This window comes from Streptomyces sp. NBC_00597, from assembly GCF_041431095.1.
In the GTDB taxonomy this organism is placed as follows: domain Bacteria; phylum Actinomycetota; class Actinomycetes; order Streptomycetales; family Streptomycetaceae; genus Streptomyces.
On the sequence record NZ_CP107757.1, the window covers coordinates 5,652,421 to 5,670,280 of the forward strand.

The 17,860-nt window shown below is 72.5% G+C and carries 22 protein-coding genes; 12 read left to right on the plus strand and 10 right to left on the minus strand.

All coding sequences use genetic code 11. The annotated features are described in order from the left end of the window. Nucleotide 1: 1 nt before the first annotated feature. Nucleotides 2–1,066, minus strand: coding sequence for a helix-turn-helix transcriptional regulator (locus OG974_RS25770; protein WP_327285052.1), 1,065 nt, complete (start codon nucleotides 1,064–1,066; stop codon nucleotides 2–4). A gap of 136 nt (nucleotides 1,067–1,202) precedes the next feature. Here OG974_RS25770 and OG974_RS25775 point away from each other — a divergent pair, with 136 nt between their 5' ends. From OG974_RS25775 to OG974_RS25785, 3 genes are read left to right on the plus strand one after another with little or no spacing between them, the layout of a single operon-like run. Then, on the plus strand, nucleotides 1,203–2,375 hold the full coding sequence (locus OG974_RS25775) for an acetyl-CoA carboxylase biotin carboxylase subunit family protein (RefSeq protein ID WP_371644597.1): 1,173 nt from the start codon (nucleotides 1,203–1,205) through the stop codon (nucleotides 2,373–2,375). After that, a complete protein-coding gene (locus OG974_RS25780) occupies nucleotides 2,273–2,491 on the plus strand; it encodes a hypothetical protein (protein ID WP_371644599.1) in 219 nt (72 codons plus the stop codon). Before OG974_RS25775 ends, OG974_RS25780 begins: the two co-directional genes overlap by 103 nt. Then, entirely contained in the window at nucleotides 2,472–3,932 is a 1,461-nt protein-coding gene (locus OG974_RS25785; protein ID WP_371644601.1) for a CehA/McbA family metallohydrolase, read from the plus strand. Before OG974_RS25780 ends, OG974_RS25785 begins: the two co-directional genes overlap by 20 nt. Before the next feature lie 18 nt (nucleotides 3,933–3,950). On the opposite strand, the gene OG974_RS25790 is transcribed toward OG974_RS25785, so the two are convergent. Next, nucleotides 3,951–4,316 (minus strand): cupin domain-containing protein, encoded by a 366-nt coding sequence (locus tag OG974_RS25790; RefSeq protein WP_327285055.1) that lies wholly within the window; start codon nucleotides 4,314–4,316, stop codon nucleotides 3,951–3,953. Nucleotides 4,317–4,506: 190 nt separating this feature from the next. Beyond that, entirely contained in the window at nucleotides 4,507–5,238 is a 732-nt protein-coding gene (locus tag OG974_RS25795; RefSeq protein WP_327285056.1) for an alpha/beta hydrolase, read from the minus strand. A gap of 113 nt (nucleotides 5,239–5,351) precedes the next feature. Here OG974_RS25795 and OG974_RS25800 point away from each other — a divergent pair, with 113 nt between their 5' ends. From OG974_RS25800 to OG974_RS25810, 3 genes are all read left to right on the plus strand, one after another. After that, entirely contained in the window at nucleotides 5,352–6,500 is a 1,149-nt protein-coding gene (locus OG974_RS25800; RefSeq protein ID WP_327285057.1) for an adenosine deaminase, read from the plus strand. 139 nt (nucleotides 6,501–6,639) lie between these two features. After that, nucleotides 6,640–6,915 (plus strand): hypothetical protein, encoded by a 276-nt coding sequence (locus OG974_RS25805; RefSeq protein WP_327285058.1) that lies wholly within the window; start codon nucleotides 6,640–6,642, stop codon nucleotides 6,913–6,915. 152 nt (nucleotides 6,916–7,067) lie between these two features. Then, nucleotides 7,068–7,844, plus strand: coding sequence for a hypothetical protein (locus OG974_RS25810; protein ID WP_327285059.1), 777 nt, complete (start codon nucleotides 7,068–7,070; stop codon nucleotides 7,842–7,844). Between the two features lie 22 nt (nucleotides 7,845–7,866). On the opposite strand, the gene OG974_RS25815 is transcribed toward OG974_RS25810, so the two are convergent. Beyond that, on the minus strand, nucleotides 7,867–8,067 hold the full coding sequence (locus tag OG974_RS25815) for a PspC domain-containing protein (RefSeq protein WP_327285060.1): 201 nt from the start codon (nucleotides 8,065–8,067) through the stop codon (nucleotides 7,867–7,869). Nucleotides 8,068–8,111: 44 nt separating this feature from the next. After that, nucleotides 8,112–8,693, minus strand: a complete 582-nt coding sequence (locus tag OG974_RS25820) for a VanZ family protein (protein WP_327285754.1) — start codon at nucleotides 8,691–8,693, stop codon at nucleotides 8,112–8,114. Nucleotides 8,694–8,867: 174 nt separating this feature from the next. Between OG974_RS25820 and OG974_RS25825 the strand changes: the two genes are divergently transcribed. Beyond that, nucleotides 8,868–9,005 carry a hypothetical protein gene (locus OG974_RS25825; RefSeq protein WP_327285061.1) on the plus strand — a complete coding sequence of 46 codons (138 nt, stop codon included), beginning with the start codon at nucleotides 8,868–8,870 and terminating at the stop codon, nucleotides 9,003–9,005. A 28-nt stretch (nucleotides 9,006–9,033) separates the two neighbouring features. Here OG974_RS25825 and OG974_RS25830 read toward each other — a convergent pair whose 3' ends face one another. The 3 genes from OG974_RS25830 to OG974_RS25840 all read right to left on the minus strand — a co-directional run bounded on the left by OG974_RS25830 (nucleotide 9,034) and on the right by OG974_RS25840 (nucleotide 11,397). Continuing rightward, complete coding sequence (locus OG974_RS25830; protein WP_327285062.1) at nucleotides 9,034–9,672, minus strand: PH domain-containing protein; 639 nt, start codon at nucleotides 9,670–9,672, stop codon at nucleotides 9,034–9,036. Nucleotides 9,673–9,697: 25 nt separating this feature from the next. After that, on the minus strand, nucleotides 9,698–10,324 hold the full coding sequence (locus OG974_RS25835) for a class F sortase (protein ID WP_327285063.1): 627 nt from the start codon (nucleotides 10,322–10,324) through the stop codon (nucleotides 9,698–9,700). Nucleotides 10,325–10,413: 89 nt separating this feature from the next. Beyond that, nucleotides 10,414–11,397, minus strand: coding sequence for a hypothetical protein (locus tag OG974_RS25840; RefSeq protein ID WP_371644605.1), 984 nt, complete (start codon nucleotides 11,395–11,397; stop codon nucleotides 10,414–10,416). A gap of 297 nt (nucleotides 11,398–11,694) precedes the next feature. On the opposite strand from OG974_RS25840, the gene deoC reads away from it, so the two are divergent. The 3 genes from deoC to OG974_RS25855 are packed head-to-tail and all read left to right on the plus strand — an operon-like array spanning nucleotide 11,695 to nucleotide 14,988. Further along, nucleotides 11,695–12,657: a deoxyribose-phosphate aldolase gene (deoC, locus tag OG974_RS25845; protein ID WP_327285755.1), complete on the plus strand. Its 963-nt coding sequence runs from the start codon at nucleotides 11,695–11,697 to the stop codon at nucleotides 12,655–12,657. A 5-nt stretch (nucleotides 12,658–12,662) separates the two neighbouring features. Then, nucleotides 12,663–14,099 (plus strand): aldehyde dehydrogenase family protein, encoded by a 1,437-nt coding sequence (locus OG974_RS25850; protein WP_327285065.1) that lies wholly within the window; start codon nucleotides 12,663–12,665, stop codon nucleotides 14,097–14,099. Continuing rightward, nucleotides 14,092–14,988 (plus strand): aldehyde dehydrogenase family protein, encoded by an 897-nt coding sequence (locus OG974_RS25855; protein WP_327285066.1) that lies wholly within the window; start codon nucleotides 14,092–14,094, stop codon nucleotides 14,986–14,988. The genes OG974_RS25850 and OG974_RS25855 overlap by 8 nt, the downstream gene beginning before the upstream one ends. Before the next feature lie 63 nt (nucleotides 14,989–15,051). Here the strand turns inward: OG974_RS25855 and OG974_RS25860 are convergent, their stop codons facing one another. After that, complete coding sequence (locus tag OG974_RS25860; protein ID WP_327285067.1) at nucleotides 15,052–15,396, minus strand: hypothetical protein; 345 nt, start codon at nucleotides 15,394–15,396, stop codon at nucleotides 15,052–15,054. Between the two features lie 120 nt (nucleotides 15,397–15,516). Here OG974_RS25860 and OG974_RS25865 point away from each other — a divergent pair, with 120 nt between their 5' ends. Further along, on the plus strand, nucleotides 15,517–16,149 hold the full coding sequence (locus OG974_RS25865; protein WP_327285068.1) for an ATP-binding protein: 633 nt from the start codon (nucleotides 15,517–15,519) through the stop codon (nucleotides 16,147–16,149). A gap of 130 nt (nucleotides 16,150–16,279) precedes the next feature. Here the strand turns inward: OG974_RS25865 and OG974_RS25870 are convergent, their stop codons facing one another. After that, nucleotides 16,280–16,984, minus strand: coding sequence for a SigE family RNA polymerase sigma factor (locus OG974_RS25870; RefSeq protein ID WP_327285069.1), 705 nt, complete (start codon nucleotides 16,982–16,984; stop codon nucleotides 16,280–16,282). Between the two features lie 178 nt (nucleotides 16,985–17,162). Here OG974_RS25870 and afsQ1 point away from each other — a divergent pair, with 178 nt between their 5' ends. Further along, on the plus strand, nucleotides 17,163–17,840 hold the full coding sequence (gene afsQ1 / locus OG974_RS25875) for a two-component system response regulator AfsQ1 (protein WP_327285070.1): 678 nt from the start codon (nucleotides 17,163–17,165) through the stop codon (nucleotides 17,838–17,840). Nucleotides 17,841–17,860 lie beyond the last annotated feature (20 nt).

Genomic DNA, 17,860 nt, shown 5'->3' on the forward strand with positions numbered 1-17,860 from the left:
GTCAGGACCCGGCGCCGTCGGCTTCGGCGTCGACGCAGGGGGTGGCCCCGGGGGCGGGAAGTGCCGAGGGGGCGAGCAAGTAGCCGGCCTGGAAGCGGGACTTGGCGCCCGCCGCCCGCATGATCTCCGCGATGTGACGCTGACAGGTCCGCTCCGACATGCCCAGCCGGCGGGCGATCACCTTGTCCTCCAGCCCCTCTGACAGGAACCGGACGATCGTCTGCCGCAGCTCGTCCGAGAGCGAGCGCGCCGCGTCCGGACCCACCGTCGTCGGGAACGGCTCCGCCGCCACCCACGACCGCTCGAACGCCGACGTCATGAAGTGCAAGACCGCCGGCTCCCGCACCACGAGCGCCGCCCCGCTGCGGTCCGGCACCGACATCAGTCCCGTGTGCTCGTCGAAGACCAGCATCCGCATCAGGCCGTCGCCCAGCGTCCGCACCTGCGCGCCCAGCGCCGTCACCCGCTCCACGTACGCCGCCGTGGGCCGCGAGTAGCGCGCCGTGTGCTGGTAGATCGTGCGCATCCGCACCCCGCGCGCCAGCAGCGACTCGTCCCGCCCGATCGCCTCCTCCAGCGTCTCCAGCGGCCGCCCCCCGCCGGGCTGCGAGGTCAGGAGCTCCTTCTCGCAGGCCGCGACGAGCTCCGCGATCAGGGCGCGCACCGCCCCCAGATCGGTGACCAGCTCCAGTTCCGACCGCCCCGACCCGTTCCGTTCCAGGTGCGCCGCACCCGCCTCGTACGCCGGCACCAGCGTCTCCAGCCGCCCGCGCAGCCGGTCCATCTCGTCGTGGGTCTCCCGTACGAGCAGTGCCAGCGGAGCCAGTGCCCGGGCCGCCGCGGCCCTGGGCGCGACGGCGCTCCACCGGTCCGGGCCGCCGCCGGGGGCCCGCTGGAGCAGGTGCGCGGCGGCCAGCTCGGTGATCGCCGCGGCCGCCCGGGCCCCGAGGGCTCCGGTGGCCTCGGCTTCGGCGAACGAGTGCCGCTCCACGGCGTACGCGTACAGCCGCCGGGCGGCGCGGCTCAGGTCGCCCCCGGACGGCGGTTCGGCTTCGTCGGCTGGCATATGCGTATTCGTCCCGGATTGCTGATGTTTATAAACCCCTCGTGTTCCCGCAAGGCGGCAAGACGACGCCCGAACGGGCCCCGCACGCATATGCCGGACCGGCACAGTGGTCACACCGGGTGAAGGGGGAAACGCGGTGACGGGGGAGCGGGAGCGGGTGAACGGGACCGGGCGGGGGCCCACGGCGGTCCTGCTGAGCCCGCGCCCCGCCGTGGTGGCCGCCGCCCGACGGGTCGGCGCGCGCACCGTGGTGGTCGCGCCGGGACCGCCGGTGCCGTCCGACCGTGAGGGGGCGGAGCGGCGGGTGCCGGCGGACTGGCGCGACCACCGCCGCCTGGTCGGCGCCGTCGGCCGGCTGGAGGCGGTCCGGCGCGGGCACGCCCGGGTCTTCGGCTTCGACCCCGCCGCAGCACTCGCCGCCGCCCGCGCCAACGAGGCCCTCGGCCTGCCCGGCACCCCCGCGGCGGCCGTCACCGCCCTCATGGACAAGGCCGCCCTGCGCGCCCGCTCCAACGCCCTGCACGCCGCGCGGCCCGTCTCCTTCGTCCGCTGCGGCCGCGCCGCGCTCCTCCCCTTCCTCGCCGGCCTGATCGGATTCCCGTGCGTGGTCAAGCCCCGCGCGGGGGCCCTCGGCGAGGGCGTGCGGCTGTTGGCCGGCCCGGCCGGGGCCGCAACCGCCGTCCGCGACTACCCCGAGGTCACCGACCTCCTCGTCCAGGAGTACCTGGAAGGCCCCGAGCTCGCCGTCGAAGCCGTCTCCCGCGGGGGCCGCCACCGCATCCTCGGCTGGACCCGCCGGATCCCGGGGCCGGGGACGGCCACCACCGCCACCGGGTACGACCTGCCCGTCGCGCTCGCCGCCGGCACCGCAGAGGCCGTACGGGCCCTCGTGCGCGGCGTCCTCGACCTTGCCGGGCACCGCGACGGCCCCTCGCACACCGAGGTCGTCCTCACCCCTCACGGCCCCCGCCTCGTCGAGGCCCACGCGTCCCCGGAGCCGAGGAGCTCGTCCAGCTGCTCCGCCTCGCCCACGGCACCGACGTGCTCGCCCTCGCCCTCGCCGCCGGACTGGGCCTGCCCGACCCGGTGCACCACCTGCGCACCGCCCACGCCGGGCTGCGGTACGTGGACTTCCCGCCCGGCACCCGCATCGAGCGGGCCCACCGGGGACCGGCAGCCGCCCGCGCCGTGCCGGGGGTGGTCCGGGTGCGGCTGGAGGTCCCGCCGGGCGCGACGGTACGCCGGGCCCCGACCGGCTCGCTGCACCACGCCCACGTCCTCGCCACCGCCCCGACGGCGCTCTCCTTGACCCGCGCCCTGGACCGGGCCGCGGCCCTGCTCGGGCGAGCGGGACCCCTCACCCCGGATTCACTCGGGATTCACGTACCGCCGCCACCGTGGAGGGATGGCCCTCACCCGACGTGAACTCCTGGCGAGCGGCGCGACCGGCGCCGCCGCAGTCGCCGCCCCGCAGCTGTCCGCCCCCTCCCCGGACACCCGGGTCCTGCGCGGCACGATCCCCCCGGGCGCCCCCGACTTCGTGGAGATACCGCTCGAAATACCTCCAGGCGTACGCGAGTTACGCGTGGCCTACACGTACGGGAAACCACCCGTGCCGCCCGGCACCCCCGGCAACGCCCTCGACATCGGCATCTTCGACCAGCACGGCACCGCCCTCGGCGGCCGCGGCTTCCGCGGCTGGTCCGGCGGCGCCCGCAGCGAGTTCTTCCTGCGCGCCGACGACGCGACCCCCGGCTACCTTCCCGGCCCGATCGGCGCCGGCCGCTGGCACGTGCTGCTGGGCCCGTACACCGTGGCCCCGCAGGGGCTCCCGTACGAGATCACCGCACGCTTCACCTTCGGGACGCCGGACCCCGCACCCCGCCCGGTCTACCCGCCCCCGCGGGCCCGGGGCCGCGGCCGGGCCTGGTACCGCGGCGACTGCCACGTCCACTCCGTGCACTCCGACGGGCGGCGCACCCCGGCCGAGATCGCCGCCCTGGCCCGGCAGGCCGGGCTGGACTTCATCAACTCCTCGGACCACAACACCCACAGCGCGCACGCCGCCTGGGCCGACGCGGTCCCGCCGGACCTGCTGGTCCTGACCGGCGAGGAGATCACCACCCGCACCGGCCACGTACTGGCCGTCGGAACCGCCCCCGGGACCTTCGTCGACTGGCGCTACCGGGCGCGCGAAGGCCGCTTCGGCCGCTTCGTCCGTACGATCCGCAGCGCGGGCGGCCTGGTCGTACCCGCCCACCCGCACGCCACTTGCATCGGCTGCGCCTGGAAGTTCGGCTTCGACGACGCCGACGCCGTCGAGGTGTGGAACGGCCCCTGGACCCCGGACGACGAGGTCTCCCTGGCCTCCTGGGACGCCACCCTGCGGGGCGCCGACGGCGAGCGGTGGCTCCCGGCCGTGGCGGGCAGCGACTTCCACCGCGACCCCGACCGCATCGGCGGCCCCCAGACCGCGGTCCTCGCCGAAGACCTCACCCGGGAGGCCGTCCTCGCCGGGATACGGGCCGGGCGGTCCTACGGCGCGGAATCGGCGCAGGTCGCGATCGCCTTCGAGGCGCTGGGCGGGCGCGGCGAACACGCCGGCATCGGAGAGCGGCTGCGGGTGGCCCCGAACGCGGACGTCCTGATCCGGCTCACGGTCACGGGCGCCCCGGGCTGCGAACTCCGGCTGATCACCGACCAGGGTCTCGCCGTCACGGCGCCGGACGCGAGCACCTTGGAATGGCACACCACGCCCGTCCGCTCGGCCTACGTGCGGGCCGAGGTCCGCCACCCCGCCACGGCGCCGCCGTTTCCCGGCGCCCTGGCGGCCTTCACGAACCCGGTGTGGCTCCCCGTTGGCTGAGGCCGCGCGGGGACCTCGTCAGGCCGGCTTCGCGTACTGGCCGAAGCCGGTCCAGTCGACCGCGACGCACTGCTCGTCGCCGACGATCCAGGCGTCGTGTCCGGGTTCGATCTGCATGAAGTCGCCGGGCCCGTACTCCTCGCTGGTCCCGTCGTCCATGACGACCTTCATCCGGCCGCTCACCATGTAGCCCGTGTGCGCGGCCTGGCAGCTGTCCGTGCCCGCCAGCGGCTTGATGTGCTCCGACCAGCGCCAGCCCGGTTCGAAGACCGCGCGGCCCACGGCCCCGCCGTCCGTCTGGATGACATCGAGCCTGCCCTTGCCGTCTTCGAACGGACGGGTCTCGTCCGCCTCGTCGAAGCTCTTGCGTACGATCCCGGCCATGCCGAATCGCCTCCCGCGGAGAAGCGCCCCGAGTCCACTCCTCACTTTACGCTCGGGCGAACCGGACATCCTGCCTGCGGGAAGTCCGGGGCAAATCGGGGGTAGACCCGGCGCAAGGCCGGCGCAAGGCCGGCGCAAGGCCGGCGTGAGGGCGGGCGCAGGGGCGGCGCAAGCCTGCGGGACCCGTGGCTCAGCCCCGCAGCGAACGCCCGAAGCCGGAGGCGAGCGGCATCCGCAGCCCCAGCGGCGGCGGCGCCGCCAGCGCGTCCGTCACCGGCCGCGAGTAGCGGCCGGAGAACATCGCCCCCAGGACGAAGTCCACGGACAGCGCCACGACTTCCGCCCGGTGCTCGTGCAGCCGGTGCCCGTCCGAGTGCACCTCGAACCGGCAGGTGGAGCGGTTCGCCTTCTTCGCCCGTGCCGCCAGCCGAAACGATGCTTCCGGATCGCTGTTCGCGTCGTTGGTCCCGTGCACGATCAGCACCTGCCGTCCCGACAGCTGTTTCACCGGTTCCGGCGAGTCCGCTGCGGCCGCTTCCCCTAAGGAAGGGGCGAGCGCCAGCACCGAGTTGACGGCCTCGTGGCCCGCCGCCCGCAGCGCGGCCCGGCCGCCCGCGTCGTACCCGGCGAGGCACACCGGCACGTCCCCGTACCTGCGCAGCACCTCGTCGGCCGCCCACCGGGCGTCGTCCTCCCGGCAGGCCCCCCTGCCGTGCAGCACGGCGTGCGCCACCAGCCCGTCCGCCCCGCCCGCCCGGGCCAGTGCCCGCGCGAGCGGACGCACCGGACCGGGGGACAATCTGGACGCTCCGGGGAGCAGGAGGACCACTCCGTTGACCGTGCTGCCCGTCGACTTAGAGCCGTTCGCGCCGGCCGCCCGCCCCAGGCGGGCCCCGCGCGCCGGCGGCGCATGCTGTGCCATGGCGGAACAGTCTCAGACTGACAGGTGTACGCCACCCGTCCGTACGGTCTCTGTTACGTATCGACGCCCGTCGTCACCGCGCGGCTCTACGCGCGTAGGAGTAGAGTGCCCGGATGACGAGCGAGACTCCCAACCTGCCGACCCCGGACCAGATCCGCCGCTCTCCGAAGGTGCTGCTCCACGACCACCTCGACGGAGGCCTGCGGCCCGGGACCATCATCGAGCTGGCCCGCGAGGTCGGTTACGAGAACCTTCCGGAGACCGACGCCGACAAGCTCGGCATCTGGTTCTTGGAAGCCGCCGACTCCGGCTCCCTGCCGCGCTACCTGGAGACGTTCGCGCACACGTGCGCCGTCATGCAGACGAAGGCGGCCCTGTTCCGGGTCGCCGCCGAGTGCGCCGAGGACCTGGCCGAGGACGGCGTCGTGTACGCCGAGATCCGCTACGCCCCCGAGCAGCACCTGGAAGCCGGCCTGACCCTCGAAGAGGTCGTCGAGGCCGTGAACGACGGCTTCCGCGAGGGCGAGCGCCGCGCAAAGGCCAACGGGCACCGCATCCGCGTCGGAGCCCTGCTCACCGCGATGCGCCACGCCGCCCGCGCGCTGGAGATCGCCGAGCTGGCCAACCGCTACCGCGACAACGGCGTGGTCGGCTTCGACATCGCCGGCGCCGAGGCCGGGTTCCCTCCCACCCGCCACCTCGACGCGTTCGAGTACCTCAAGCGCGAGAACAACCACTTCACCATCCACGCGGGCGAGGCCTTCGGTCTGCCGTCGATCTGGCAGGCCCTCCAGTGGTGCGGCGCCGACCGCCTGGGCCACGGTGTGAAGATCATCGACGACATCGAGGTCGCCGCCGACGGCTCGGTGACGCTGGGCCGGCTGGCCTCGTACGTCCGGGACAAGCGCATCCCCCTGGAGATGTGCCCCACCTCGAACCTGCAGACCGCCGCGGCCGCCTCGTACGCCGAGCACCCCATCGGCCTGCTGCGGAAGCTGCACTTCAGGCTGACGGTCAACACCGACAACCGTCTGATGAGCGGCACCAGCATGAGCCGCGAGTTCGAGCACCTGGTCGACGCCTTCGGCTACACGCTCGACGACATGCAGTGGTTCACCGTCAATGCGATGAAGTCCGCGTTCATTCCTTTCGACGAACGACTGGCCATGATCAATGAGGTCATCAAGCCGGGTTATGCGGAGCTGAAGTCGGAATGGCTGTTCCAGCAGACCGCTTCGACCAGCGGTTCTGTATCGGCCTAGGCCACGGCATGACGTAAGGGGAGCGCCCGGGAACATTAATTCCCGGGCGCTTTCTCATATTTACGTATGTTTGCGGGCCGGGGTTTGAAGTGACTAGTTTGCGGAGCCGCTCAATTCCCCGTCGCAAGGACTCATCTTCATGAAGAAGTCAGCTGCCAAGACCCTCGGTGCCGCCGCCATCGGTGCCGCTTTCGTCGCCGCCGCCGCCGGTTCCGCCTCGGCTGCGCCCGCGATCGGCCTCTCCGACGCGCTCACCACCGTCACCGGCGCCGCCCAGGGGCTCACGAGCCAGCAGAAGGTCACCGGCGAGGACGGTCAGAAGTCCAGCGACCCGGCGGCTCCCGTCGGCGAGCTCGCCAACGCGCTCGGCCCCACCCTCGGCGGCCTGCCCATCGGTGGCGCGCTCGGCGGCTGATCCCCGCCCCCCCGCCGCGGATTCGTCTGCGGAACATTCGTACGCGCACGCACGTGGCGCACGCCGGTTCGATCGGGTGTGTGCCGCGTCGTGCCGTGTGCCACGATCACCACCAACTGCCCGCCGACGCATATGGGTATGAGGTTTCGGTCATGCGCTTCAAGGCACGAGTCACGGTCGGAGCGGCCTGCGCCGCCCTGCTCCCCGCCCTCCTCCTGGGGGCCACCGGGTGCAGCAGCAAGGGCGCCCCCGCGGCCGGCAAGACCCCGGACCTGGACCCCAAGGGCTCCGCGCCCGCGGGCTCTCCCACCGCGTCCCCGGGCGGCGCCCCGAGCGGTGCGGCCATGCCGAAGGCCGGCGCGAGCAAGCTGGAGCGGTCCTCGCTCGAACAGGGTGATCTGGCCGACTACCAGGTCTCGGCGCAGGGCAAGAACCCCCGTGCCCCCGACGGCCAGCCGCAGGCCGACCGCAAGGCCTGCCAGCCCCTTGCCGACATCATGGGCGACAAGCCCGACTCGGCCGCCCGCGAGACCGTCAATCGCGGGATCGGCTCCCAGAAGCAGGTCGGACTGGCCGTGTCCGCCTCCGTCAGCTCCTACGCCGAGGGCGACGCCAAGTCCCTGATGGCCCGCCTCCAGGCCGCGGTCGGCGCCTGCGGTACGGGTTTCACCGCCACCGTCGAGAAGCAGAGCGGCACCTACCGCGACGTGCGGGCCGCCGAGTACAAGACGGCCGGCGACGAGACCGTCAGCTGGACCACCACCGCTGCCGCCCAGGGCGTCTCGGCGCAGGTCCACGTGGTCGTCGTACGCCAGGGTGCCACCGTCGTACGGCTGATGGCGCTGAACGTCGCGGGAGCCCAGCAGAAGGTCCTGGTCCCGCACGAGGTGACCGACAAGCAGCTGGAGAAGGTCCGCGCCGCGGGCTGATCCCTACCGGACGGGCTGATCCCTACCAGGCGCTGGACGAGGACTTCTCGTTCGGCAGGAGCACCCACAGCGCCAGGTAGATCAGGAACTGCGGGCCGGGCAGCAGGCACGAGACGACGAATATCAGGCGCATCGTGTTCGCGGAAATTCCGAAGCGGCGCGCCAGTCCGGCGCAGACGCCGCCGATCCAGCGGCCGTCACGGGGGCGGGCAATGGCGCTCATGGGTTCTCCTCTAGGCATCCAGCGGGGGGTTTTCCCGCGATGCCTCAATACTCCCGCGGCACCGCCGACAAAACCTCGGTCCAGGGGCCTAGCCCGACCCTGGGAATTCTCGGGGTGGACCCCTGAGAAGCCCGCTGCGACTGCCGGGAGCGCCGCATCCGCGCCCGCAGCGCCGGTACGACGGCCACGTGCGCGAGCACCACGCCCAGTCCGTTCAACAGCACCGAGTCCACGTCGACCACCTGCCCGGGGACGGCGCTCTGGAGCATCTCGATGCTGAGCGAGACCAGCACGCCCGCGGCCGCGGTCCGGCCCAGCGAGGACCACGCGGCCAGCGGCGACGGCGCCAGGCTCCCGTTGACGAGCGGCAGCAGCACCCCGAGCGGGGCCAACAGCGCCAACCCCTCGCCGATCCGCCGGGCCGCCTCCAGCGGCCCGTAGCCGAGGTCCGCCCGGATCCCCTCCAGCGGGGTCAGATTGGCCGCAGCCGCCCAGGGCACGTCCAGGGGCCGCAGGGTGAGCCAGCCGACGAGGAGGAGATGCGCGACCAGCAGACCCCCGCCCAGGAGCCGGAGCCGGAAGTGAATGGCGGTGGCGGCACTGCGGCCGACCTCGTTGCGCTGCACATGTGCGAGGACGCAGCCCCCGGTGGCCGCGGTTCCGGCCGGATCCGGTGAGCGGACGACATGTGACGATCCGATCGGATGAAAGTACGGCGGGTCGGCGCCGGGCCCGCCCGCGCCGCCGCCGCGGAGGCGCACAGTGAGCGCGGCCACCCGGGCAGCAGAGGGAGAGACACCATGCCGACAGGACGCAGCGCAGTGCGGAACGGAGCGACGGGGGCCGCCGCACGACGGCCGCTGCGCACGATCGTGACCGGGGCGTGCGCCCGCGCACTGGCCGCGGCCCTCGCAGGCCTGGGCGTCCCCCGGGCCTGATCCGCGCCGCGGACCGGCCGGGGCGCGGTCAGCGGACGGCGAACAGCACGATCAGGAGCACCGCGCCCAGGACGGTGGGCGCGATGATCTCGTACGACCACTGCACGCGCACGCTGCCCTGGGCGCCCGCCCGCGTGGCGCCGCGCTCGGCCAGCTCGCGCAGCTCGCCGACCACCTGGTCCGCCTGGGCCCGCTGCGGTTCGCCGGCGGCGCCCGCGTCGGCCCGCCCGGCCCCGCCGGGGGCCTTGCCGTTGATCCCGCCGCGGGGGGACTGCTGCCGGTTCGCCTTCTTCCGCTCGCGCAGCGAGACCGGGACGGACCACAGCTGGTACTTCGACCCCTCGGCCAGCACTTCAGCCGAGTACCCGGCACGCACCGCGTCCACGGCGCCCCAGGGCAGCTCGATGACCCGGAAGGGGTTCCGTACGCGCATCCGGTCGGCGTTGGCGAAGACGGCCGGGCGGATGGTGAACGCGACGATCAGGGGCACGACCAGCAGGGCGATCGCCGCGGCGAACCACGGGGAGTTCCCCGGACCCCGCACGATGGCGTCCCCGCACAGCCACGCGACGAGCGCGAGCAGCAGGACCCCGGTGACGACGGCCATGGGGGAGCGGTAGACCCGGTCGTCGTACACCGGCTCGTCAGTGGGCTGCTGGCTGCTCATGCGCCCGATTCTGCCTCAAGCCGTCTCAGCCGACGAGATCGGCGTACACGATGATGTTGTCGGGGCGGTGGCCGTCGGTGATCTCGCCGCCGCAGGTGATCAGCCGCAGCTCGGGGCGCTCGGTGTTCCCGTAGACCTTGGCGGTCGGGAAGGTCTTCTTGCCGACCTGTTCCAGCTCGCGCACCCGGAAGACGGCGGCGCGGCCGTCCGCCCGGGTGACGGTGATCTCGTCACCGGTGTGGATCTTCGAGACGTTGCGCAGGACCGCCGGGCCGCGCACGGTGTCGAAGTGCCCGATCAGCACGGCAGGGCCGGTCTCGCCCGGGGTGACGCCCTTGGTGTACCAGCCGATCCGGTCCCCGTCCGCCACGGAGGGCACCTCGACGGTGCCGTCGGCGGCCAGGCCGAGCTCCAGCAGCGGACCCGTGTCCACCCCGGCCGCGGGGATCCGTACCCGTACCGGCTCCGAGGCGGGCAGCGGGGCCACGGGCGCGGCCGACGCCGTCGGGGCGGGCGCGGCCGGCGTCGGGGCCGCGGCGATGTGCGGCGCCGGCGCGGGCGCGGCCGGTGCTCCGCCACAGCCGGTCAGGGCGGCGAGGGCGAGCGGACCGAGGAGGACGGCGGCGAGCAGGGGGCGGACGCGGTGGGCCATGGGGGTGCTCCGGGAAACGGGCCCGGCGGGCCACCGTGGAGGCGGCCCGCCGGAAGGGGAACGGGTGACGTGAGGGGCTGGGGTGGTGCTCAGGCGCGGGTGCGGGCGCGGCGGGTGCGGGCCATCAGGGCCACGCCGAGCCCGGCGAAGATCGCGACGAGACCCGCGCCGGCGGCCACGGTGGTGCTGTTGTCGGTGTCCTCGGCGGGGAAGTCCGCACCTGCGGCGACCCCGCCCCGGGGGACGACCACGGTCTGCGCGCCCGTCTGCGCCTTCACGTCGGCGACCGGCTTGGCGTTGACCGTGACGGCCGGCTGGGGCTTGGGCGCGGGCTTGTCGTCGCCCTGGCCTTCGGTGATCTCGTAGTTCAGCTTGCAGCCCTTGGGAAGCGCGGGGAAGGAGGTCCGGCCGAGCGGGGTGCCGCCGCCCTGGGTCTTCCACTCGAAGCCGGGCTTGGCGCCGCTCGGGTTCACGATGCGGGCGATGATGCCGGCCGACTCGGGCAGCGCCGGGAAGGAGCGGTCGAGGGTCCGCCAGGCGGTGTCTTCGCCGGCGACCCACACCTCGGCCCGCGGGCCGTCGGGGGACATGAACAGCTTGGCGTTCATGCCGGCGCCGATGTTCTGGGTCTTCTCGGCGGAGCAGACCTGGCCGGTCTTGCCCTCGGGCAGCGGGTAGGACTTGGCGACGCCGTCCGTGGTGACGACGAGCACCGGGGCGGCCGTCTCCGCCTTGGTGAGCTTGAAGGACGCTCCGTGCGCCGAGGCGGTGGTCTGCTGGCGGGTGACCAGGGCCACGACGCGGACCATGTAGTTGTCGCCGGGCTTCCACTGGTCGCCGACGTAGCGGATCCAGGCCTCCGGGCCCTCGGCTGCGTTGCGCAGCACCGCGACCATCCCGTTGCCGACGTAGACCGGCCGTCCTTCGTAGCGGCCGTTGTCGTCCGAGGACGCAGCTGCCTTGGTCGACGGCACCGGCTGCGGGGCGGTCGCGGCGAGCGCGGTCGCGGCCGGCGCGAGGAGGGCCCCGGCGAGGGCGGCGGTGACGATCGAGGCACGGAGGGCGGAACGCATAACGACTCCTTGAAGCTGTGTCGCGGATAAGTGGGAGAGTCGCATGCCGCGTTTTCTCTGTCGGGGCTTTCATCCGGTGAGGTCTGGCGGGCTGCTGAAGAGAAATTTACGTTTCTCGTTCGACTGGACCATGGGGTTCCTGTCTCCGCCACGTAACAGGGAAAAGTGGAGGTCAGCGGTCCGCCACGCGAGCCCCGGCCGGACCGCGCCGCGCCCGGATGCGCCCCTGCCCGCACAGATGTGCACCCGCGGGGGGTGACAGGCAGCTACGCGCGTAGATATGCTCATCTGGTGACCATGCCCACCACCCTCTCCGCATTCGCTGACGTGACGACGTCCGACAGCGCGCTGCGCCGCTTCCTGCACGGGCTGCCCGGCGTAGACGCCGTCGGCCTGGAGGCCCGCGCGGCCGCGCTCGGTACCCGTTCGATCAAGACCACGGCCAAGGCGTACGCCATTGACCTGGCCATTTCCATGATCGACCTGACCACGCTTGAGGGTGCGGACACCCCGGGCAAGGTCCGAGCGCTCTCCGCCAAGGCCGCCAACCCCGACCCGACCGACCGTACGACTCCCATGACCGCCGCGGTCTGCGTCTACCCCGACATGGTGGCCACCGCCAAGGCCGCCCTGAACGGTGCCGACGTCAAGGTGGCCTCCGTCGCGACCGCCTTCCCGGCCGGCCGCGCCGCACTGCCCGTCAAGCTCGCGGACACCCGTGACGCCGTCGCCGCCGGCGCGGACGAGATCGACATGGTCATCGACCGTGGCGCCTTCCTCGCCGGCCGCTACCTGGAGACGTACGAGCTGATCAAGGCCGTCAAGGAGGCGTGCGTACGCCCCGACGGCACCGCCGCCCGCCTCAAGGTCATCTTCGAGACCGGTGAGCTGTCGACCTACGACAACATCCGCCGGGCCTCCTGGATCGGCATGCTCGCGGGCGCCGACTTCATCAAGACCTCCACCGGCAAGGTCGGCGTCAACGCCACCCCCGCCAACACGCTGCTGATGCTCGAAGCCGTCCGCGACTTCAAGGCGCAGACTGGAATCCAGATCGGCGTGAAGCCGGCCGGCGGCATCCGGACCACCAAGGACGCCATCAAGTTCCTGGTCCTGGTCAACGAGACCGTGGGCGAGGACTGGCTGTCCAACCACTGGTTCCGCTTCGGCGCCTCCAGCCTGCTCAACGACCTGTTGATGCAGCGCCAGAAGCTGAGCACCGGCCGTTACTCCGGTCCCGACTACGTGACGGTGGACTGATCACCATGGCATCCCTTTTCGAGTACGCACCGGCCCCCGAGTCGCGTTCCGTCGTCGACATCGCCCCCTCGTACGGGCTCTTCATCGACGGCGAGTTCACCGACGCCGCCGACGGCAAGGTCTTCAAGACCGTCTCGCCGTCCTCCGAGGAGGTCCTCTCCGAGGTCGCCCAGGCAGGCGCCGCCGACGTCGACCGCGCCGTCAAGGCCGCCCGCAAGGCCTTCGCGACGTGGTCCGCGCTGCCGGGCTCCGAGCGCGCCAAGTACCTCTTCCGCATCGCCCGGATCATCCAGGAGCGCAGCCGCGAGCTCGCCGTCCTGGAGACCCTGGACAACGGCAAGCCGATCAAGGAGACCCGCGACGCGGACCTCCCGCTCGTCGCCGCGCACTTCTTCTACTACGCGGGCTGGGCCGACAAGCTCGACCACGCGGGCTACGGCCCGAACCCGCGCCCGCTCGGCGTCGCCGGCCAGGTCATCCCGTGGAACTTCCCGCTGCTGATGCTCGCGTGGAAGATCGCCCCGGCGCTCGCGGCCGGCAACACGGTCGTCCTCAAGCCCGCCGAGACCACCCCGCTCTCCGCGCTGTTCTTCGCGGACATCTGCCGCCAGGCGGGCCTGCCCAAGGGTGTCGTCAACATCCTCACGGGTTACGGCGACGCGGGCGCGGCCCTCGTCGAGCACCCGGACGTCAACAAGGTCGCCTTCACCGGCTCGACCGCGGTCGGCAAGGCCATCGCCCGCCAGATCGCCGGCACCGACAAGAAGGTCACCCTGGAGCTGGGCGGCAAGGGCGCCAACATCGTCTTCGACGACGCCCCGATCGACCAGGCCGTCGAAGGCATCGTCACCGGCATCTTCTTCAACCAGGGCCAGGTCTGCTGCGCGGGCTCGCGCCTGCTGGTCCAGGAGTCGATCCACGACGAGCTGCTGGACTCCCTCAAGCGCCGCCTGAGCACCCTGCGCCTGGGCGACCCGCTCGACAAGAACACCGACATCGGCGCGATCAACTCCGCCGAGCAGCTGGCCCGGATCACCGCGCTCGCCGAGACCGGCGAGGCCGAGGGCGCCGAGCGCTGGTCCCCGGCCTGCGAGCTGCCGTCCTCCGGCTACTGGTTCGCCCCGACGCTCTTCACGAACGTCACCCAGGCGCACACCGTCGCCCGCGACGAGATCTTCGGCCCGGTGCTGTCCGTACTGACCTTCCGTACGCCCGACGAGGCCGTCGCCAAGGCCAACAACAGCCAGTACGGCCTGTCCGCCGGCATCTGGACGGAGAAGGGCTCGCGCATCCTCGCGGTCGCGAACAAGCTCCGCGCCGGTGTGGTGTGGGCCAACACGTTCAACAAGTTCGACCCGACCTCGCCCTTCGGCGGCTACAAGGAGTCGGGCTTCGGTCGCGAGGGCGGCCGCCACGGTCTGGAGGCCTACCTCGATGTCTGAGACCTCTCTGCGTCTGAACGTCTTCAAGACCTACAAGCTGTACGTCGGGGGCAAGTTCCCCCGTTCCGAGAGCGGCCGGGTGTACGAGGTGACCGACTCCAAGGGCAGGTGGCTGGCCAACGCCCCACTGTCGTCCCGCAAGGACGCGCGTGACGCGGTCGTCGCGGCCCGCAAGGCCTTCGGCGGCTGGTCCGGCGCGACCGCGTACAACCGCGGCCAGATCCTCTACCGCATCGCCGAGATGCTGGAGGGCCGCCGCGAGCAGTTCGTCCGCGAGGTCGGCGAGGCCGAGGGCCTGTCCAAGTCGAAGGCCGGCGCGGTCGTCGACGCGGCCATCGACCGCTGGGTCTGGTACGCGGGCTGGACCGACAAGATCGCCCAGATCGTGGGCGGGGCCAACCCGGTCGCAGGCCCGTTCTTCAACCTCTCCACCCCCGAGCCGACCGGCGTCGTCACCGTCGTCGCCCCCCAGGACTCGTCGTTCCTGGGCCTGGTCTCGGTGATCGCCCCGGTGATCGCGACCGGCAACACCGCGGTCGTGATCACGTCGGAGAAGGCGCCGCTCCCGGCCCTTTCCCTGGGCGAGGTGCTGGCCACCTCCGACCTGCCCGGCGGCGTCGTCAACATCCTGTCCGGCAAGGCCGCCGAGATGGGCCCGCACCTGGCCTCCCACCAGGACGTCAACGCGATCGACCTGGCGGGTGCCGACGCGGCGCTGGCCAAGGAGCTGGAGATCGCGGCGGCCGACAACCTCAAGCGCGTCCTGCGTCCACAGCCTGTGGACGACTGGAGCGCCGACCCGGGCACGTCGCGCATGACGGCGTTCCTGGAGACGAAGACGGTCTGGCACCCGACGGGTTCGCTGGGCTCGGGCGGATCCTCGTACTAGAAGATCCCCCGCGTCGACCCGGCCCCGGCAGCACCCACCGTGCTGCCGGGGCCTTCGCGTCCCCTACTTCGCCGACAGCGGGCCGAGCAGCGAGGACGCGGCCGCTTCGGGCAGCTCGCCGATGGACGGCCCCTGCGTCAGGACCCCCGTGACCATGGTGGTCCCGACCGCGGGGAAGTCCGCGACCTTGGTGGCCACGCCGTTGTCGAGCGGGTCCACGCCGGTGTGGGCGAGCGGATTCACCTTGAGGTTCGCGATCGGGTCGGTGACTCCGGCGAGGGCCGCCGGAACCGAGAGCTCACCGGCCTGTGCGCCACCGGCGGCCATGGCCAGGGCCGCGCCGGCCATGGAGAGTGTGAGGCCTGCGGAGCGCAGCGTGGAGCTGCCGGGGGCTGCGTGACGTGCCATGGGGATCCCGCCTGAGGTCGTAGTCGCGTGCGCACGCAGCGTAGTTGAGGTGTGATCCTGGATACCAACCGGCCACCGGAGGCATCCCCTACGCGGGGGAATGGTTCACACTGATGTCCTGTGAGCTCCTCCTCTCCTTTGCCTACGCGTGTCGTCCTGCTGACCGGACCTTCGGGCTCCGGCAAGTCCAGGCTGGCTGCCCGTTCCGGGCTGCCCGTGCTGCGCCTGGACGACTTCTACAAGGAGGGCGACGACCCGACCCTCCCCCTGGTCGAGGGCAGCTCCGACATCGACTGGGACTCCCCGCTGTCGTGGGACGCGGACGCGGCGGTCGCCGCCATCGCGGAACTCTGCACGGCGGGCCGTACCGAGGTGCCGGTCTACTCCATCGCCACCTCCTCCCGTACGGGTGCGGAGACGATGGACATCGCGCGCACCCCGCTGTTCATCGCGGAGGGCATCTTCGCGGCCGACATCGTGGCCCGGTGCCAGGAGGCGGGGCTGCTCGCCGACGCCATCTGCCTGCGCGGGCGGCCGTCGACGACGTTCCGGCGCAGGCTCGTCCGGGACCTGCGCGAGGGCCGCAAGTCCCTGCCGTTCCTGCTGCGCAGGGGCTGGCGCCTGATGCGGGCGGAGCGCGGCATCGTGGCCCGGCACACCGCCCTCGGCGCGCACGCCTGCGCCCGTGACGAGGCCCTCGGCCGCCTGGCCGCCTGCGCGGCGGGCCGCCACCGCACGACGGCCCCCGCCTGACCCGGACATGAGGGAAGGCGGGACCCCGCGGACCCCCGGCCGCTTGATCCCGCCTTCCCGTCCCCCCCATCGGCCTCCCGTCCCACCCCCGCAGGACGGCCCCCTGGCCCATGGTCTGTGGTGTGCCGCGTTAGGCGACGAGCTCCTCGAAGGACTCCGCCTCGTCGCGGCCGAAGCTCAGCACCTCGTCGTCCCGCAGCCGCCGCAGCGACCGCCAGATGCTCGACTTCACGGTGCCGACGCTGATCCCCAGGATCTCCGCGATCTCCGGGTCCGTACGGCCCTCGTAGTAACGCAGCACCAGCATCGTGCGCTGCGGCTCCGGGATGCGGGCCAGTGCCTGCCACAGCACCGCCCGCAGCTCCGTACCCCGCATCGCGTCCGTGTCGGAGGCCGTCTCCGGCAGCTCCTCCGTCGGGTACTCGTTGAGCTTGCGCCGACGCCACGCGCTGATGTGCAGGTTCGTCATCGTGCGCCGCAGGTAGCCGCCGACCGCAGCCTTGTCGCTGATCCGGTCCCAGGCGCGGTACGTGGAGAACAGGGCGCTCTGGAGCAGGTCCTCGGCCTCGTAACGGTCACCGGTGAGGTGGAAGGCCGTCGCGTACAGGGCGGCACGCCGCTCCTGGACGTACGCCGTGAACTCGGCCTCCGAGGTGGCGGAGAGCTCGGGCGTGGGCTGCGCCGGGACGGAAGGCCGGTACGTGTTCGCGTCGATGGCCACCGTGTGCGCCGGCCGCGGACGGGCGACCGTCACCGAACGGACACCTGCCCGGCGGTTCACATCGTGCAGCCGCGTGACAACCGCGCTGGTGCTGGTGCTGTGCAGCGTGTTCATCTCGCGCCCCCCGTCGTGGAGTCTGCTTCGGATCGTGCTCTGTTTCGTTGACAAAAGACTGCCCGGCCGACTTAACCGGGGTGTCCGCCGTCTGTCACAGACCTGTCACAGCGGCCCCCGTGCGATCCCTTCGACCCGACGGTCGAACTCCCAACGGTCGATGGGACAGAATGAGCCCGTGCCTTTCCTGTTGCTGATCGAGGACGACGACGCCATCCGCACGGCCCTCGAACTCTCCCTGTCTCGCCAGGGCCACCGTGTGGCCACTGCGGCGACGGGCGAGGACGGCCTGAAACTGCTGCGCGAGCAGCGGCCGGACCTGATCGTGCTCGACGTCATGCTGCCCGGGATCGACGGCTTCGAGGTGTGCCGGCGCATCCGCCGCACCGACCAGCTGCCGATCATCCTGCTGACCGCCCGCAGCGACGACATCGACGTCGTCGTGGGCCTGGAGTCGGGCGCCGACGACTACGTCGTCAAGCCCGTCCAGGGCCGCGTGCTCGACGCCCGGATCCGGGCCGTGCTGCGCCGCGGGGAACGGGAGTCCACCGATTCCGCGGTCTTCGGGTCCCTGGTCATCGACCGGGCCGCGATGACGGTCACGAAGAACGGCGAGGACCTCCAGCTGACGCCGACCGAGCTGAGGCTGCTGCTGGAACTCAGTCGCCGGCCCGGGCAGGCCCTGTCCCGGCAACAGCTGCTGCGGCTGGTCTGGGAGCACGACTACCTCGGCGACTCCCGGCTCGTGGACGCCTGCGTTCAACGGCTGCGCGCCAAGGTCGAGGAAGTACCGTCCTCGCCCACCCTCATCCGGACCGTGCGCGGGGTCGGCTACCGGCTGGACTCGCCGCAGTGATCAAAGCCCTGTTCGCGGGC

Coding starts and splice junctions, on each gene's coding strand:
- deoC (WP_327285755.1), top strand. CDS start 11,695: ATGCCCACCACCCTCTCCGCATTCGCTGACGTGACGACGTCCGACAGC.
- OG974_RS25855 (WP_327285066.1), top strand. CDS start 14,092: ATGTCTGAGACCTCTCTGCGTCTGAACGTCTTCAAGACCTACAAGCTG.
- OG974_RS25830 (WP_327285062.1), bottom strand. CDS start 9,672: ATGAGCAGCCAGCAGCCCACTGACGAGCCGGTGTACGACGACCGGGTC.
- OG974_RS25840 (WP_371644605.1), bottom strand. CDS start 11,397: ATGCGTTCCGCCCTCCGTGCCTCGATCGTCACCGCCGCCCTCGCCGGG.
- OG974_RS25850 (WP_327285065.1), top strand. CDS start 12,663: ATGGCATCCCTTTTCGAGTACGCACCGGCCCCCGAGTCGCGTTCCGTC.
- OG974_RS25835 (WP_327285063.1), bottom strand. CDS start 10,324: ATGGCCCACCGCGTCCGCCCCCTGCTCGCCGCCGTCCTCCTCGGTCCG.
- OG974_RS25825 (WP_327285061.1), top strand. CDS start 8,868: ATGCCGACAGGACGCAGCGCAGTGCGGAACGGAGCGACGGGGGCCGCC.
- OG974_RS25810 (WP_327285059.1), top strand. CDS start 7,068: ATGCGCTTCAAGGCACGAGTCACGGTCGGAGCGGCCTGCGCCGCCCTG.
- OG974_RS25800 (WP_327285057.1), top strand. CDS start 5,352: ATGACGAGCGAGACTCCCAACCTGCCGACCCCGGACCAGATCCGCCGC.
- OG974_RS25870 (WP_327285069.1), bottom strand. CDS start 16,984: ATGAACACGCTGCACAGCACCAGCACCAGCGCGGTTGTCACGCGGCTG.
- OG974_RS25795 (WP_327285056.1), bottom strand. CDS start 5,238: ATGGCACAGCATGCGCCGCCGGCGCGCGGGGCCCGCCTGGGGCGGGCG.
- OG974_RS25860 (WP_327285067.1), bottom strand. CDS start 15,396: ATGGCACGTCACGCAGCCCCCGGCAGCTCCACGCTGCGCTCCGCAGGC.
- OG974_RS25815 (WP_327285060.1), bottom strand. CDS start 8,067: ATGAGCGCCATTGCCCGCCCCCGTGACGGCCGCTGGATCGGCGGCGTC.
- OG974_RS25770 (WP_327285052.1), bottom strand. CDS start 1,066: ATGCCAGCCGACGAAGCCGAACCGCCGTCCGGGGGCGACCTGAGCCGC.
- OG974_RS25790 (WP_327285055.1), bottom strand. CDS start 4,316: ATGGCCGGGATCGTACGCAAGAGCTTCGACGAGGCGGACGAGACCCGT.
- OG974_RS25785 (WP_371644601.1), top strand. CDS start 2,472: ATGGCCCTCACCCGACGTGAACTCCTGGCGAGCGGCGCGACCGGCGCC.
- OG974_RS25805 (WP_327285058.1), top strand. CDS start 6,640: ATGAAGAAGTCAGCTGCCAAGACCCTCGGTGCCGCCGCCATCGGTGCC.